14 protein-coding genes and 1 pseudogene are annotated in these 13,893 nt (G+C 61.4%); 9 read left to right on the forward strand and 6 right to left on the reverse strand.

The window, feature by feature from the left end:
* The first annotated feature begins 273 nt into the window (after positions 1–273).
* A complete protein-coding gene (locus J2X56_RS12470) occupies positions 274–1,071 on the forward strand; it encodes a transporter substrate-binding domain-containing protein (protein WP_034339564.1) in 798 nt (265 codons plus the stop codon).
* A gap of 49 nt (positions 1,072–1,120) precedes the next feature.
* On the opposite strand, the gene J2X56_RS12475 is transcribed toward J2X56_RS12470, so the two are convergent.
* A complete protein-coding gene (locus J2X56_RS12475; RefSeq protein ID WP_134134890.1) occupies positions 1,121–1,912 on the reverse strand; it encodes a transporter substrate-binding domain-containing protein in 792 nt (263 codons plus the stop codon).
* Between the two features lie 627 nt (positions 1,913–2,539).
* On the opposite strand from J2X56_RS12475, the gene J2X56_RS12480 reads away from it, so the two are divergent.
* The gene (locus J2X56_RS12480) at positions 2,540–2,767 is read left to right on the forward strand and encodes a hypothetical protein (RefSeq protein WP_034339550.1); all 228 of its coding nucleotides are present in this window, start codon (positions 2,540–2,542) and stop codon (positions 2,765–2,767) included.
* Between the two features lie 171 nt (positions 2,768–2,938).
* Here J2X56_RS12480 and J2X56_RS12485 read toward each other — a convergent pair whose 3' ends face one another.
* Complete coding sequence (locus J2X56_RS12485; RefSeq protein WP_121038698.1) at positions 2,939–4,504, reverse strand: methyl-accepting chemotaxis protein; 1,566 nt, start codon at positions 4,502–4,504, stop codon at positions 2,939–2,941.
* 164 nt (positions 4,505–4,668) lie between these two features.
* A complete protein-coding gene (locus J2X56_RS12490; RefSeq protein ID WP_310160561.1) occupies positions 4,669–5,913 on the reverse strand; it encodes an alpha/beta hydrolase in 1,245 nt (414 codons plus the stop codon).
* A 283-nt stretch (positions 5,914–6,196) separates the two neighbouring features.
* On the opposite strand from J2X56_RS12490, the gene J2X56_RS12495 reads away from it, so the two are divergent.
* The 5 genes from J2X56_RS12495 to J2X56_RS12515 all read left to right on the forward strand — a co-directional run bounded on the left by J2X56_RS12495 (position 6,197) and on the right by J2X56_RS12515 (position 9,092).
* A complete protein-coding gene (locus J2X56_RS12495) occupies positions 6,197–6,586 on the forward strand; it encodes a hypothetical protein (RefSeq protein ID WP_121038692.1) in 390 nt (129 codons plus the stop codon).
* A gap of 171 nt (positions 6,587–6,757) precedes the next feature.
* Positions 6,758–7,159 carry a response regulator gene (locus J2X56_RS12500; RefSeq protein ID WP_034339540.1) on the forward strand — a complete coding sequence of 134 codons (402 nt, stop codon included), beginning with the start codon at positions 6,758–6,760 and terminating at the stop codon, positions 7,157–7,159.
* 10 nt (positions 7,160–7,169) lie between these two features.
* The gene (locus J2X56_RS12505; protein ID WP_134134888.1) at positions 7,170–7,400 is read left to right on the forward strand and encodes a hypothetical protein; all 231 of its coding nucleotides are present in this window, start codon (positions 7,170–7,172) and stop codon (positions 7,398–7,400) included.
* Positions 7,401–7,912: 512 nt separating this feature from the next.
* Positions 7,913–8,413 (forward strand): winged helix-turn-helix domain-containing protein, encoded by a 501-nt coding sequence (locus J2X56_RS12510; protein WP_310160562.1) that lies wholly within the window; start codon positions 7,913–7,915, stop codon positions 8,411–8,413.
* Positions 8,397–9,092, forward strand: coding sequence for a GGDEF domain-containing protein (locus J2X56_RS12515; RefSeq protein WP_310160563.1), 696 nt, complete (start codon positions 8,397–8,399; stop codon positions 9,090–9,092). The genes J2X56_RS12510 and J2X56_RS12515 overlap by 17 nt, the downstream gene beginning before the upstream one ends.
* On the opposite strand, the pseudogene J2X56_RS12520 reads toward J2X56_RS12515, so the two are convergent.
* Both J2X56_RS12520 and J2X56_RS12525 read right to left on the reverse strand, forming a co-directional pair.
* A pseudogene (locus J2X56_RS12520) lies at positions 9,062–10,712 on the reverse strand (FAD-dependent oxidoreductase). The gene J2X56_RS12515 and the pseudogene J2X56_RS12520 overlap by 31 nt on opposite strands.
* A gap of 52 nt (positions 10,713–10,764) precedes the next feature.
* Positions 10,765–11,310, reverse strand: coding sequence for a VOC family protein (locus tag J2X56_RS12525; protein WP_204725202.1), 546 nt, complete (start codon positions 11,308–11,310; stop codon positions 10,765–10,767).
* A 181-nt stretch (positions 11,311–11,491) separates the two neighbouring features.
* Here J2X56_RS12525 and J2X56_RS12530 point away from each other — a divergent pair, with 181 nt between their 5' ends.
* Both J2X56_RS12530 and J2X56_RS12535 read left to right on the forward strand, forming a co-directional pair.
* A complete protein-coding gene (locus J2X56_RS12530; protein ID WP_034339526.1) occupies positions 11,492–11,935 on the forward strand; it encodes a MarR family winged helix-turn-helix transcriptional regulator in 444 nt (147 codons plus the stop codon).
* A gap of 93 nt (positions 11,936–12,028) precedes the next feature.
* Positions 12,029–12,274, forward strand: a complete 246-nt coding sequence (locus J2X56_RS12535) for a hypothetical protein (RefSeq protein ID WP_121038674.1) — start codon at positions 12,029–12,031, stop codon at positions 12,272–12,274.
* 16 nt (positions 12,275–12,290) lie between these two features.
* Here J2X56_RS12535 and J2X56_RS12540 read toward each other — a convergent pair whose 3' ends face one another.
* Entirely contained in the window at positions 12,291–13,850 is a 1,560-nt protein-coding gene (locus J2X56_RS12540) for a sensor domain-containing diguanylate cyclase (protein WP_310160564.1), read from the reverse strand.
* Between the last annotated feature and the right edge of the window lie 43 nt (positions 13,851–13,893).

A 13,893-nucleotide genomic window follows, 5' to 3' on the forward strand; every position in this document is an offset into this window, starting at 1 on the left:
TGATCCGTGGCTTTTTTTCGTCCAACCATCCCGAATTATCGAGCAGCGGGACAAGCGCAAACTTGGTGAACCCCCGCCCCAAGATCGCCCCTCCCCGCCCCGCCATCAGCCAGTCCCAATCGGCATGACGCCATGCCGGATCAGCATCGCCCGCATCGATGCGGCCAGCGTGCACGCTCAACCAACTTCAGTTGCTCAGTAGCCGCACGCCTGCTGGCATGGTCATTGCAAACCCGCCCGGCACGATACAGTCCATTCAACGAAAGGGATCACATGAAATTTGCCAAACCGGTGCTCGCCGTCTCGCTGGCCCTGCTGGGCCTGTCCACCCAAGTCGCGCAGGCGGATGCACTGGCCGATATCCAGAAGGCGGGCACGGTGCGCATCGCCGTGCCGCAGGACTTCGCCCCCTTCGGTTCGGTGACCTCCGACCTGCAGCTGCAAGGGCTGGATATCGACGTGGCCAAGCTGATCGCGCAGAAGATGGGCGTCAAGGTGCAGCTGGTGCCGGTGGCCAGCGCCAACCGCATCGCCTACCTGCAGACGCACAAGGCGGATCTGGTCATCTCCACCCTCGGCAAGAACGCCGAGCGCGAAAAGGTGATCGATTTCTCGCAATCCTATGCGCCCTACAACAACAGCGTCTTCGGGGTGGCCTCGGTACAGGTAAGCGGTCCGGCCGATCTGGCAGGCAAGACCGTGGGCGTGGCACGTGGCACCTTCCAGGATCTGCAGCTCACCGATACCGCCCCGAAGAGCGCCACCATCAAGCGCTACGAAGACAACAATGCCATGATCTCGGCCTATGTCTCCGGCCAGGTGCAACTGGTCGGCACGGGCGATTTCGTCGCCTATGCACTGGCGGAGAAGGCACCGGGCAACAAGCCCGTGCTCAAGTACATCATCAATGAATCGAGCTGCAGCGTCGGACTCAACAAGGGCGAAGCCGCCCTGCTCGGCAAGGTCAATGAGGTCCTCACGGCAGCCAAGAAAAGCGGCGAACTCAATGCCATCGTGCAGAAATGGCTGAACGTCCCCTTGCCCGCCAAAATGGCCACTACCTTCCAGTAAGCAAAACGGCCCGCACTTCGATGCGGGCCGTTCACTGAGGGATGACTGCTTACTGGTAAGTGGTCGCCATCTTCTCCGGCAGCGGCACGTTGAGCCACTTCTTGACGATGCCATTGAGCTCCCCGCTCTTCTTGGAGGCGGTCAACGCTTCGTTGACCTTGGCCATGAGCGCCGGTTCTCCCTTGTTCATGCCCACATAGCAGGTCGAGACGTTGATGATGTACTTCAGCAGCGGCTTGTTGTTGGGGGTCTTCTCCGCCAGCGCATAGGCCACGAAGTCGCCCGTACCAACGATCTGCACCTGGCCCGAGACATAGGCCGAGATCAGCCCGTTGTTGTCTTCATAGCGCTTGATGACCGTGCTCTTGGGCACGCTGTCGGTCAGCATCAGGTCCTCGAAGGTGGAGCGGGCGACCCCGACAGTCTGGTTGGCCAGGTCGGCCGGGCCGGCAACCTTGATCGCGGCCACGCCGAAGACGCTGTTGTTGTAGGGCGCATAGCCCTGCGAGAAATCGATCACCTTTTCGCGCTCGGCATTCTTGCCCAGCGTGGAAATGATGAGATCGATCTTGTGCGTCTGCAGGAAAGCCATGCGGCTGGAGATCGGTACCGGCACCAGCTCGGCCTTCACGCCCAGACCCTTGGCCACCAGCTTGGCCACATCGATGTCCAGGCCCTGCAGCTGCAGGTCGGACGTGACCGAGCCATAGGGCGCAAAGTCCTGCGGCACACCGATCTTGACCACACCGGCTTTCTGGATGTCAGCCAGGTTGTCGGCACAGGCGGTACCGGTGAGGGTGGCCAGAGCGGCCAGGGCGAGGATGGTCTTGACGAACTTCATGAGGGTTCCCTTGTTGTCGTGGATGTCGGACGTGGCGTGCAAAAACGGGGCAGCGTACAAACACTTAGAAAATCACGCGATTGACTGTGCGCGCATTCCGGGGCCGTTGCTCAGGAGCAGGACCGCCAGCATGCCATCCGGACTCTGCAAGGAGCATGCCAGCCGCCGGGGGCTGGTGTAAATCATTTCCATGACCGGACTCTGCCCCGGAACTTTGATATCGCTCCGGATATCAGTCAGCGTACTGCATCAAGTTATAAGGTTTCCGAAAACAAGCATGCGAGGTCTGCATGCCCCCCAATGCGCGTCCCCCGAGCGAAAGCCGGAACACAAGCCCATCCGCTGCAGGAATGATAGCGGTACAAAATCTAAGCATTGCGAAACCTGTCCACAAGGGCAAACCTTTAGAAATTCGCTTGACACGATCTCCAAGCAGGAATAAAAAGCGGGGGCATCGTCGCTGTTGCGATCCCGCCAAAGATCAGCCTCAGTATTCCCGCCTGATAAGAGCGGCCAGATAAAAATCGTAAAATCGAAGAAATAAGTTCTTCTGTCTTTACGATCAAAGTTATATTGCCGCAGGCACTCTACCAACGTCATTCCAGACCAATCACAAGGGAGATACCCATGCCCAAGCGTTCCAAGACCATCGAGCCCGTCGTGGTAGTTCCGCCGCAGTTCCTGACCGAACCGGATGGCTTCCTCAACGTCCCGGTGAGCCGCAAGACCCGCGATCACATCCATCACCTCAAGAAGAGCATGCGCGTCTCCAGCCAGGCGGAAGTGATCGAAAAAGCCGTCGCCATCGTGCGCGCCATCGACCTGGCGGCCAAGGGCGAGCTGCCCGACAACTGATGCATCCTGGCCGCAACCGGTTCCGGTTGCGGCTTTCTTCCCCATTCCTTTCCTCATTCCGTTTCGGGCGATGGCGCGTGATCGGCGTCCTTCACCCATAAAAAAAGCTGCCCGATATCTGGACAGCTTCCCTGGGGCTTAGGCGGCCTGAGCCGTCCCGGCGACTTATCCCTACGCACCCCTTGCCTGCTGTGGCAAGCGGAAGACGGCCACTTTCTCGGCCAGTTCGGCGGCCTGTCCCTGCATGGAGCGTGAAGCGGCGGCCGCCTCCTCGACCAGCGCCGCATTCTGCTGGGTAACCTCATCCATCTGCGCCACGGCCTGGTGTACCTGCTCGATGCCGGCGCGCTGCTCTTCACCAGCGGCGCTGATCTGGCCGATGATGGTATTGACCTGGGCCACGCTCTGCACGATCTCATCCATGGTCTGGCCGGCCTTCTTGACCAGTTGCGCACCCGAGTCGACCTTCTCCACAGAGTCGCCGATGAGGACCTTGATCTCCTTGGCGGCCGCCGCCGAACGCTGGGCCAGGCTGCGCACTTCGGTAGCGACCACGGCAAAGCCGCGTCCCTGCTCGCCTGCACGTGCCGCTTCCACCGCGGCGTTGAGCGCCAGGATGTTGGTCTGGAAGGCAATGCCGTCGATCACGCCGATGATGTCCACGATCTTGCGGGCGGAGGCATCGATGGCATCCATGGTGCTGACCACGTCGCCGACGATCTCACCGCCCTGCCCGGCGATGTGCGAGGCGGCTTGTGCCATTTCCGCGGCCTGGCGGGCATTCGCACTGTTTTGCTGTACGGTGGAGGTCAACTCCTCCATCGAAGAGGCGGTTTCTTCCAGCGAACTGGCCTGGTGTTCGGTGCGTGCCGACAGGTCCTGGTTACCGGCAGCGATTTCCTGCGACGCGGTGGCGATGGTATCGGCACCGGTGCGCACGTTGGAAACGATGTCGACCAGTGACGTATTCATCTCGCGCAACGCACCGAGCAGGTCGCCGGTTTCATCCGGTGCGCTGTCGGTGATGGTCTTGGTCAGGTCGCCATTGGCGACCTTGCGAGCCGCATCGACGGCATCGGCCATCGGTACGGTGATGGAGCGGCTGATGGCCAGTGCAGCGATCAAGCCCAGCAGAATCGCCACCGCCGCCGAGACGCCGAGGATAGTTGCAGAAGTAACGTAAGTCGCATGGGCGGCCTCAGTGGCCGAACGCATCTGTCCCTCGAACAGGGTCACCAGTTGCTGCAGCGTGGCCAGCAGATCACCCTGGGTCTTGTAGCGCGGACCGAACAGCAGGCGCTGTCCTTCGATGTTCTGGTTTTTCAGACCAAGGGCCACCACATCGCCCGTGAAAGCGAAATACGCCTTGCTTTGCTCATCGGCCTGGGCAGCAAGACGGCGGCCCTCGTCGGTCACCACGTGGGTGCGGACAAATTCGAGCGCCTTCTGGAATTCCGCCAGGTCCTTGTCGATGGACTGCTTGTTGCTGGCCATCTGCGCATCATCGTCCAGGATGATGATGTTGCGCGCCGAACGGGCGATATTCATCATCAGGTACTGCATCTTCTGGGCCGCATTGACCTTGGGATAAATGTCACCGCTCAGTTGGGACGAGGTAGTGTCCAGCGAAGACATGCGAGTGATGCCGATGAAGGTGATGATCACCAGCAACAAAAGGAGGGCGGCAAAGCCCGCAGCCAGGCGGGGGCCAAGGCGGAGACGGCGGAGAGGATTCATGTGGATTGTGGAGTAAGAGGAGTCGAGGCCGGCGGGGGTACCGGTGCCGGAATGATAATCCTGCCGAGCTCCCGCCTCAGGGCGGAACAGAGGGGCAGAGACAGGTCTGCTCGGCCCTTGCGTCCTTCCATCCGGCCTGCACCACCACCTCCTCAGGCGGTGCGCTACCGGCCCGCCACCTTCTCATCGAACCAGCGCTTCCACGCTGGCACTGCGGTGGCAAAGGTGCCGCGATGCGTAGTCGGTCCGGTGGAGACCGCCTGTACCCGCGTGTTCCCCGAACCCATGGCCTGTGCATAGGTCATGGCCATACGGCCCACGCCGGGGGTGATGGCCTCATCCGTTTCGCCATAGTAATTGCGCACGTCGGAACGGATCACCCAGCGATAGGCCTGGGTGGTCGCGATCAGGCGGCCATAGGCGGACCGGGCGAAATACTGCGGGTCAAAATATTCCGGCCGCATCAGCTTGTGCAGGTCGGTCGGAATGTCGGCCACATTGAAGGGCTGCCGATCGTAGGCATTCTTGGCGACCGGGTAGGCCGCATCAGTGAGCACCGAGCGCGCCAACCCCGGCACACCGTAATAATTTTCGAAGGCAAAGGCTGACAGAATGACGATGCTGTTGAGCCAGGCCGCATCATTGGGGCGTGGAAAAGCGAGAAATCCTTCGAGCAGCGCGAACACGTCCAGCGGCGCACTGGCGGTGGTGGCCGCATCGACCTTGACGCCGGCCGCTTCCAGTTTTTCAAGGAAGGCCATGGTCACGAAACCACCCTGCGACCACCCGGAGAGAAACAGCTTGTCCTCGCGCACCCCCATGCTGGCCAGCACGCTGCGCGCGGCCAGCAGCATGTCATAGGTGGCTTGCTGGTGGCTGCCCTTGACCATGTAGCCTTCCGGCTCGCTGGAAATGCCCATGCCGAAATAATCGGCGCCGATGAGCGCATAGCCCTGCCCGGCGAACTGGGCAATCATCAACTGCGTTTCGGGCGATTGTTCGGGGAAGGACGGCACCTGCTGCCTTTCATACACGGTGCCATGCTGATAGGACACCAGCGAATAGGATTGGGCAGGCGTATCCGGCAACGCCAGCAAGCCCGAGGCCAGGATAGGCTGGTTGCCGCGCTCCGGGATCACGGAAGGATACGTGATGCGATAGAGCCGCACGGCATTGCGTGCGGGGGAGTAATTGACGGGGACACCGGAGAATGCCGGCGTATCCTTTTGCAAAATGGTGTTGAGCTTGTCAACATCCCAGCGGCCGATCAGCTGATAGCGAACGCCGGAGGCCACCGCCTGCACCGCCGGGGTGGCGGGGGCCTGGGCCGATGCCGCAACTGGCAGGATGGACAACATGGCGCTCAGTGCGCCCAGGACCAGGCCGGCACGCATCACACATGACTTCATCGCTTCCCCTTTTCTTGTATTGGAAATGAATCACTGCAATCGTTTGCATGGCCTGTGCACGGAGCAATTGCGGCGCAAGCATCGTGTACGTAACGACATCAGTCTGGCGCATTATGACGAGCCGCATCGTAGCGCAAAGCAGGAAAAGCGGGACCTTTACCGTGCAAGCACAAGTTTGGGCGCACCGTGACTTCTGGTATAAACAGTGGCTGGAACGTCGCCGCCATTCCCCCCGATGGCGGATGACGCCACTTACCCCCCGATATTGAGAAACGAGCAAGCCATGAACAAGCGTACCCTCTCCCGCTTCCGCTTCCTGAAGCTGGCCGCCCACGCTGGCCTGATCTGCGCCGCGGTCCTGAGCCATCAGGCACACGCGCAGGCCAATCTGGACTTCTTCTCCAACACGGCCGTGGCCGATCTGAAGAAAGAACAGATCAATTCCCTGTATGCCGCCATCACCGCGTCCCTGGACGCCGGCGTGAGCGGCAAGACCTCGCAGTGGACCGATGGCCCCAAGCCCTCCACCACGGCCAAGATCACCCCGGCCTTCGAGCAAAGCACCCCGCCCTGCGCCAATGTGGACCTGGTGGTCACCAGCAAGCGTGGCACCGAACCGCTGAAATTGCGTTACTGCAAGAACAGCGCAGGCAAGTGGGCACTGAGCAACTGATCCGCTGATCCTCCACGACCGCGCGCTGCGCGGCAATCGCTCCGGCCGGCCCCGGTGCTCCGTTGTACGGTAGCGCCGGCCGGTTCCGTCGGCGCTGCCGTTCAATGGAGCACCGGCACGCGATTTGCTGTTTGTTGCGCACCCCACCTTTCCCTCAAGGTAGCTTTCACCATGGCTGATACAGACCAACACTTTCTCGTCGTCGATGATTTTTCGACGATGCGCCGCATCGTCAGCGGCCTGCTCAAGGAACTCGAATACACCAAGATCGTGGAAGCCGATGACGGCTCCACGGCCCTGAAGATTCTGGAATCCGGCGCCTCCAACATCACCTTCGTCCTGACCGACTGGAACATGCCGGTCATGGATGGCCTGACCCTGCTCAAGAAGATCCGCTCCACCCCTTCCCTGGCGCATCTGCCGGTGCTGATGATCACGGCCGAAGCCAAGAAGGAAAACATCGTCACGGCAGCCCAGGAAGGTGCGGATGGCTATATCGTCAAACCCTTCAACGCCACCACGCTCAAGGAAAAGATCGAAAAGATCCTGGCGCGGCGCGCACAGATGAAATGAGAGGACGCTGATGGATATCCCTGCCAATGACGAACAACAAGAACCGCAAGCGGGCAGCATCATCAAACATGCCTCGATGACCACCCGCATCCACCAGACCATCTATACGCTGGAAAGCCGCATCGTCCAGCAGAACGACGGCCTGCAGCGTTCAGAATATCGCGTGCTGCTGGAGCGCGATGTCATCAAGGACTGGACCGAAGGCGACGTGGCACAGTATTTCGGATTGGACATCTACTGAGTCTTGCGTGTGTTTCGACAGCACGCCTGTCGCCTGGCTGCCACCTTCCCGGCAGCTTGCAACATAAGAACGGCAACCTGCGGGTTGCCGTTTTTTTTCGCCTGCAAACGCCAATGGGCGCATTTTTGCGGTCGGCCACAAGGCGCGGAATGATCGCGCCGCGCCTTTCAAATTGATAACAAAATCGAGATTTTCTGTGAAACTCCCGCTACACAAAAGCAGGTATAACGTAACCAATAATGATACTCATCCGTTAAGAGCGGACTATCAGGGTTGTTTCATTTTGGGGATGTGAACGACGTGGCAGTGTTAATCGTAGAGCATCCAGGCGAGGGAGCCGGCGTTGTGCTCAAGGCCTTGCATGCCAGCGGCTTGCCGGTACGGGCAGTGGCGGCCTTGTCGGAACTGGAAGGCGAGATTCAAAAAAAAAGCCTGCTGTCCTGATCATCGAGACGCACCGGTTCACCATCAGCTTGCTTCCGCTGGTGGCCGATCTGCGGCAGAAGTTTCCGATGCTCGGCATCGTCGTCATCGGCGAACAGCTCAGCGAGGATGCGCAGGAGAAAGCCCTGCACGACGGTGCCGATTACATCCTGCACAAACCGATCCGGCAAGGCCTGCTGCTGGCGACCATCCGCTCCTTCCTGCGACGCCTGCGCATCCTCCATGCGCCGACCGCAGGCAGTGCAGAGGCCTGGACCCTGTATCGCCGCCGCGGCACGCTGGTCAGTCCGCACAACGAACGGGTGGCGCTGAGCGAGCGGGAATGCGCGGTCCTGACGACGCTGTTCCTCAGCCCGCACTTCCCGGTCAGCGTGGAACACCTGATGCATGCGCTCAACATCACGGCCGAGATCATCGATCCGCATCGCATCGACACCATCATCTATCGCCTCCGGAAGAAGCTGGGGCAATTGGCGCATGCCCGTTTCGAGATCCGGAACATCTATGGCAGAGGGTTCATCTGCGTGGCAATGAAAGAAAGCGTGGTCTTTTATGTTTGGGATGGATAACGGCGAATGGTTCAGGCTGGTCCAGCGGGTCTGGACCGGCGCTTCACTGGATGGCCTCGGTGCCGTCGCCTCACTGGGCTTGGCGGGCACGCTGGGCGCATTGCTGGCATCCGCGCGCGGCCGTTGCCGCGAGCTGCACCGGCAATTGCGCGAAGCCCGCGCCGCCAATGACGGCCTGCGCCAGCAGGCGCTCTACGACGGCCTCACCGGCCTGCCCAACCGCAGCCTGCTGGAGCAACGCATCGCTGCTGCGATCGCCCGCGCCGAGCGCGCACAGGGCAGCTTCGCGTTGCTGTTCCTGGATCTGGATGGTTTCAAGCTGGTCAACGATCGCCACGGCCACGCCGCCGGTGATCTGCTGCTGCTGCAGATCGGCGAACGACTGGGGGCGAGCCTGCGGCATGCGGATACCATCGCCCGCATTGGTGGTGATGAATTCGTGGTGCTCACCGACATCGTCGCCAGCGGCGACATCCGCATCATCCGCGACAAGCTCACCCAGGCGCTCGCTGCCCCCTTCCAGATCGGCCAGACGATGCTGACGGTGAGCGCGAGCCTGGGCCATGCACGCTATCCCGATGACGGCAAGTCGATGGATGCCCTACTGGCTTGCGCCGACCAGGGCATGTATCACCTCAAGCGCGCCCGTCAGGCGCAGGCGGCCTGCACCATGCTGTGACCGACGCAGCGGTTGACGGCGGCAGCGATCTGCCGCGGGTCGAAGCGCGACCAGCGGGCCGCCACGTGCTGGTCCGGCCGGATCAGGTAAACGCATCCTTCGTGCGCAGCATAGCGCTGCGCGGCCAGTCCCTGCACATCCTCCAGCAGGGCCCCGGAACCGGCGGGACCGATGGTCTTGACCGGAATCTCCAGACCCGCTGCCTGCAGACTGACGGGGAAATCTCCCGCACCGAATACCAGCACCGTGAAGCCTTCGCCCAGCTGACTGAGCAGCCATCCGGGCCGGCTCCCCTGCCGCACCGGCGCATCCGCGCAGGGCGTGCCGGGGACCATGCGCTCGCCGAACGGCACGCTGTCGGGGGGTGTTCAGGGACGAACTCACATAAGGCGTCGGCGTGGACAGGCGGCCGCTGTTGACCAGCGTGCGGGCGAACGGTTCGTGCTCGGCCAGCGTCAGGACGGCATCGCGCAGCACGCGGCTGGCACGGCTCTTGGGTGTGATGAAATCGGTGGAGCGGGTGGACTGGCGCAGGTTGTCGTCGGCCGCGAAAGCGCGCTCTTCGTGATAGCTGTCGATGAAGCTGACCGGGGCCTGGCCATCGATGACCAGCTTGAGTTTCCAGATCAGGTTGTCGATGTCCTGCACGCCGGTATTGGCACCGCGCGCCCCGAAGGGAGATACCTGATGCGCAGCGTCACCGGCAAAGAGCACGCGCTGGTAGCGCATGTTGTCGATGCGGCGGCAGGCGAACTGGTAGACGGAAACCCATTCCAGCTCGAATTCCACCTCTGGCCCCAGCATCGCCTGAATACGCGGGATGACGTTTTCGGGCTTCTTTTCTTCCTCGGGATCGGCGTCCCAGCCGAGCTGGAAATCGATGCGCCAGACGTTGTCGCACTGCTTGTGCAGCAACACGCTCTGGCCGCGATGGAAAGGCGGATCGAACCAGAACCAGCGCTCGGTCGGGAAGTCCGCCTTCATGATGACATCGGCGATGAGGAAGCGGTCCTGGAAGAACTGGCCGGTGAACTGCGCACCGACCATCTTGCGCGTATCGCTGTTGGCACCGTCGCAGGCGATGATCCAGTCGGCCTGCATGGTGAAGCTGCCGTCGGGCGTTTCCACGGTCAGGGTGGCACCGTCATCATCCTGCTTCAGGCCCACCAGCGCATGCTTCCAGCGCAGGTCGATGAGCGGATGCGCCGCGCAGGCTTCTACCAGATACTCTTCCAGATAGTATTGCTGCAGGTTGATCATGGCCGGCATCCGGTGGCCGGCCTCGGGCAGCAGGTCGAACTGGTAGACCTGGCGATCCTCAAAAAATACCTTGCCCAGCTGCCAGCCCACGCCCTTGTCCACCATGCGCTGCGCCACGCCCAGACGATCCCAGATCTCCAGCGGACGCTTGGCATAGCAGACCGCACGCGAACCGATGCTCACGGTGTCATTGTCATCCAGCACGACGGCGGGCAGGCCGCGCTCGGCGCACTCCAGGGCGGCAGTCAGGCCGATGGGACCGGCACCGATGATGACCACCGGGTGGCGCTGCGGCTGGCCGCTGCGCTGCTCATCCGAGGGTTGATAGGCGAAACGGGGATAGGTGTAGGTGCTTTGCATGGTGTCTCCTTGGGATCATCGGGGGGGATGGCGCTGTCAATTTTTTATCGGATCAGTGACCGGCTGCCGTGAATTCCTGCACATGCATCCAGGCGGCATGTTTCGGTGCGCGGCGGGTACGTGACCATTCGTCCAGCATGTCCCATTTGACTTCGTCCAGCCGCTGCAGCTGCTGCGGACTGGCGCAATCGGCAGCAAGTTCGACGCGGTGGCCGCTGGGATCGAAGAAATAGATGGATTTGAAGATGGTGTGATCGGTGATGCCCACCACCTCGATGCCATCGGCCTGCAGACGCTGCATGACCTCCCTGAGGGTGGCCTCGCTGTCCACCTTGAAGGCAATGTGCTGCACCCAGGCCGGGGTATTGGCGTCGCGCCCCATGGGCGGTGAATTCGGGATCTCGAAGAAGGCCAGCACATTGCCCTGCCCGGCATCGAGGAAGATGTGCATGTAGGGATCGGGGGCCTTGGTCGAGGGTACCTGGTCTTCGGCGATGGCCAGGATGAAATCCATGTTCAGATATTTCTGGTACCAGAGCACGGTTTCTCTGGCGTCCTTGCAGCGGTAGGCAACGTGATGGATGCGATCGATCTTCATGGCAGTCTCCTTGAGGGCTTCGTCTTTGTGTTTGAATTAGTAACGGTTGTTACTATATTGACGAGGCTCGCTCAGGGTCAACGTGCGGCAGGGGCAGGAAGGTCCTCGCGTGCAGGGTCATTGATGTGGATCAAGCGTGCCGCTGCCGTGTCGACTTGGTAACGTCTGTTACCATGTCGGAATGAAACTGCAAGATTTTTTCCCCTATCAACTGGCCCAGCTGGCCGAGGCGGTGAGCCGTTCGGTGGCGGAGGTCTATGCCGATCGCTTCGGCCTGAGCCGCGACGAATGGCGCATCCTGGCGGCCCTGGCCGAAGAGGGCCAGATGCAGGCCAGTGATCTGGTGCCCCATACCTCACTGGACAAGATGCAGGTCAGCCGTGCGCTGGCGCGCATGGAACAGGATGGCCTGGTACTGCGCCAGCCCAGCCCGGATGACGCCCGCGCGCGCATCGTCAAGCCCACGGCGCAGGGACGCAAGCTGTACCGCAAGATCGTGCCGATGGTGGAAGAGCGCGAAGCCCATCTCCTGCAAGCGCTGAGCTGCAGCGAACGCGAGGCCTTGATGCGCGCCATGGAAAAGATCCGGAAACGCGCCTTGCGCGTGATGGACGACGCCGATTGAGGCTTGTCGGTGCCTGGCTGACGCCATTGTGCGGGGGACTCCGATAACGCGATGCAAGCGAACGGTCTACCTTGTGATTTCAAGGAGACCATCATGAACCAGCCTGACCATACTGACCGGCATGACATTGAACGTGACGAGAACCAGCCACGACGCCCCAAGGAAGGGGCCACGCAGACCCATTTCGAGAAAGAGCCCGAGGGCCATGAAGGTACGCTAGGTGGACAGCCGCCACTGAACGCCCCGGCCGGCATCCAGCGCATGGGACGGGGCGGCGTGCTGGTGGAGAAAAGCCCGAATGCCGCCGACGATGAGCGGCAAGAGCAGAAGCCGGAGTAAGGTTCTACCTTCCTGACTAGGCCGACCAGGCCAGCATCGGTTTCCTGCCGATGAATTCGCGGAAGGCTGCCCGGTCACGTCCCGTGTCCTTGGCTTGGTAGAGCGCCTTGTCGGCGCTTTCGATCAGTTCGCGCGGTTGATAGGAGAAGCCCTCCGCAGACGTGATGGATGTGATGCCGATGCTGACCGTGACCCGGCCCTTGTCGCTGGTCGCGTGCGAAATGCCCATGGCCCTGACGGCCGCAACAATTCGTTCCGCCACCACGATGGCACCGGCACTGCCGCATTCCGGCAGCAGTACGGAAAATTCTTCGCCACCGTAACGCGCCACCGTATCAATCTCGCGCTGTGCCGCCCCGGAGATGGCCGCGGCGATGTTGCGCAGGCAGACATCGCCCACCACGTGGCCATAGTGATCGTTGTATTGCTTGAAGTGATCGACATCGATCATGAGCAGTGAGAACGCCCCGCCCACGCGCGCGAAACGCGCCGCTTCCGCCTCCAGCAATTCATCGAAATGACGGCGATTGATGGCACCGGTCAGACCGTCACGGCGCGACTGTTTCTGCAGCAATTCGAACATGGTTTCCAGCTCGGCTTGTGCCCGCACTGCTTCGGCTTGCGCGCGCTCCCTGAGCGCTACCTGCGCGACCATCTTGTTGCCGCCGTACCAGATGGCGAACAGCAGCAAGGCAATGCCCAGTGCACGCACCATGAGGTGCCGTGTCCAGCTCTGCAGGATCTCCTCCTTCGATACGCCGACGATGACGAAGAGCGGGTAATTGCTGAGATGCTTGAAGCCGTGGATGCGCAGAACACCATCCTGCGTGGAGCGCAGCTCGACCACTCCCTGGTCCTGCAGCTTGACGTATTGCTGGATCAGCGGGGATTGCGCGAGTGACTTGCCCATGGAGTCCGGGCGCAGCGGCCGCCGATAGAGAATGGTGGCGTCGTTGGCACCGAACAGCACGACGCCTTGCTGGCCGATATCGAACTTCTGATAGAAGCGCTCGAAGAACTGGATGTCCAGCGTGGCCAGGACGACGCCGCCGAACGAGCCATCGGGCTTGTTGATGCGGCGGCTCATGGTGAGCACCCAGTGGCCGGTGGACTTGCTGCGGATGGGCTTGCCGATGAAGGGAGAATCGAGGCGATTGGCCTGATGGTGACGGAAATAATCACGGTCGCTGTTGTTGAAGCGCGTTTCCAGGACCGGCTGCGAGGAGGCCAGCCACTTCCCTTTTTCGTCATAGATGAACAGGCCTGCCAGTTGCGGCACCTCGCCGACGGTTCGCACCAGAAAGTTGTGCAGCCGCTCATTGCCGGCCACGGCGAGCGGCTTGCCCGGTACCTGCTCCATCACGGCCTTGAGGACGATGTCGACCTCGTCCAGCGCCTGGTCGGCGTGCTGGGACAGCGCCAGCGCCATGTTGGCGGTGGAGCGGAAGGATTCCTCCATCTCGGCCGTGTGTTCATGCCAGCTGGTCCAGGCTTCCAGAATGAGGATGATGATGCAGACGGCGGCCACGAAGCCCTTGGCCGCTCTGGACGCCACCTTGATCGGACACGCTTGCATGGTTCTCCCCTGAACGGTGACGTCTCGTGGTGCCATTATTGTT

Origin of the sequence: Herbaspirillum sp. 1173 (genome assembly GCF_031455335.1) — a bacterium.
Lineage (GTDB): Bacteria > Pseudomonadota > Gammaproteobacteria > Burkholderiales > Burkholderiaceae_D > Herbaspirillum > Herbaspirillum huttiense.

Coding starts and splice junctions, on each gene's coding strand:
- J2X56_RS12470 (WP_034339564.1), top strand. CDS start 274: ATGAAATTTGCCAAACCGGTGCTCGCCGTCTCGCTGGCCCTGCTGGGC.
- J2X56_RS12475 (WP_134134890.1), bottom strand. CDS start 1,912: ATGAAGTTCGTCAAGACCATCCTCGCCCTGGCCGCTCTGGCCACCCTC.
- J2X56_RS12480 (WP_034339550.1), top strand. CDS start 2,540: ATGCCCAAGCGTTCCAAGACCATCGAGCCCGTCGTGGTAGTTCCGCCG.
- J2X56_RS12485 (WP_121038698.1), bottom strand. CDS start 4,504: ATGAATCCTCTCCGCCGTCTCCGCCTTGGCCCCCGCCTGGCTGCGGGC.
- J2X56_RS12490 (WP_310160561.1), bottom strand. CDS start 5,913: ATGAAGTCATGTGTGATGCGTGCCGGCCTGGTCCTGGGCGCACTGAGC.
- J2X56_RS12495 (WP_121038692.1), top strand. CDS start 6,197: ATGAACAAGCGTACCCTCTCCCGCTTCCGCTTCCTGAAGCTGGCCGCC.
- J2X56_RS12500 (WP_034339540.1), top strand. CDS start 6,758: ATGGCTGATACAGACCAACACTTTCTCGTCGTCGATGATTTTTCGACG.
- J2X56_RS12505 (WP_134134888.1), top strand. CDS start 7,170: ATGGATATCCCTGCCAATGACGAACAACAAGAACCGCAAGCGGGCAGC.
- J2X56_RS12510 (WP_310160562.1), top strand. CDS start 7,913: ATGCTCGGCATCGTCGTCATCGGCGAACAGCTCAGCGAGGATGCGCAG.
- J2X56_RS12515 (WP_310160563.1), top strand. CDS start 8,397: ATGTTTGGGATGGATAACGGCGAATGGTTCAGGCTGGTCCAGCGGGTC.
- J2X56_RS12525 (WP_204725202.1), bottom strand. CDS start 11,310: ATGAAGATCGATCGCATCCATCACGTTGCCTACCGCTGCAAGGACGCC.
- J2X56_RS12530 (WP_034339526.1), top strand. CDS start 11,492: ATGAAACTGCAAGATTTTTTCCCCTATCAACTGGCCCAGCTGGCCGAG.
- J2X56_RS12535 (WP_121038674.1), top strand. CDS start 12,029: ATGAACCAGCCTGACCATACTGACCGGCATGACATTGAACGTGACGAG.
- J2X56_RS12540 (WP_310160564.1), bottom strand. CDS start 13,850: ATGCAAGCGTGTCCGATCAAGGTGGCGTCCAGAGCGGCCAAGGGCTTC.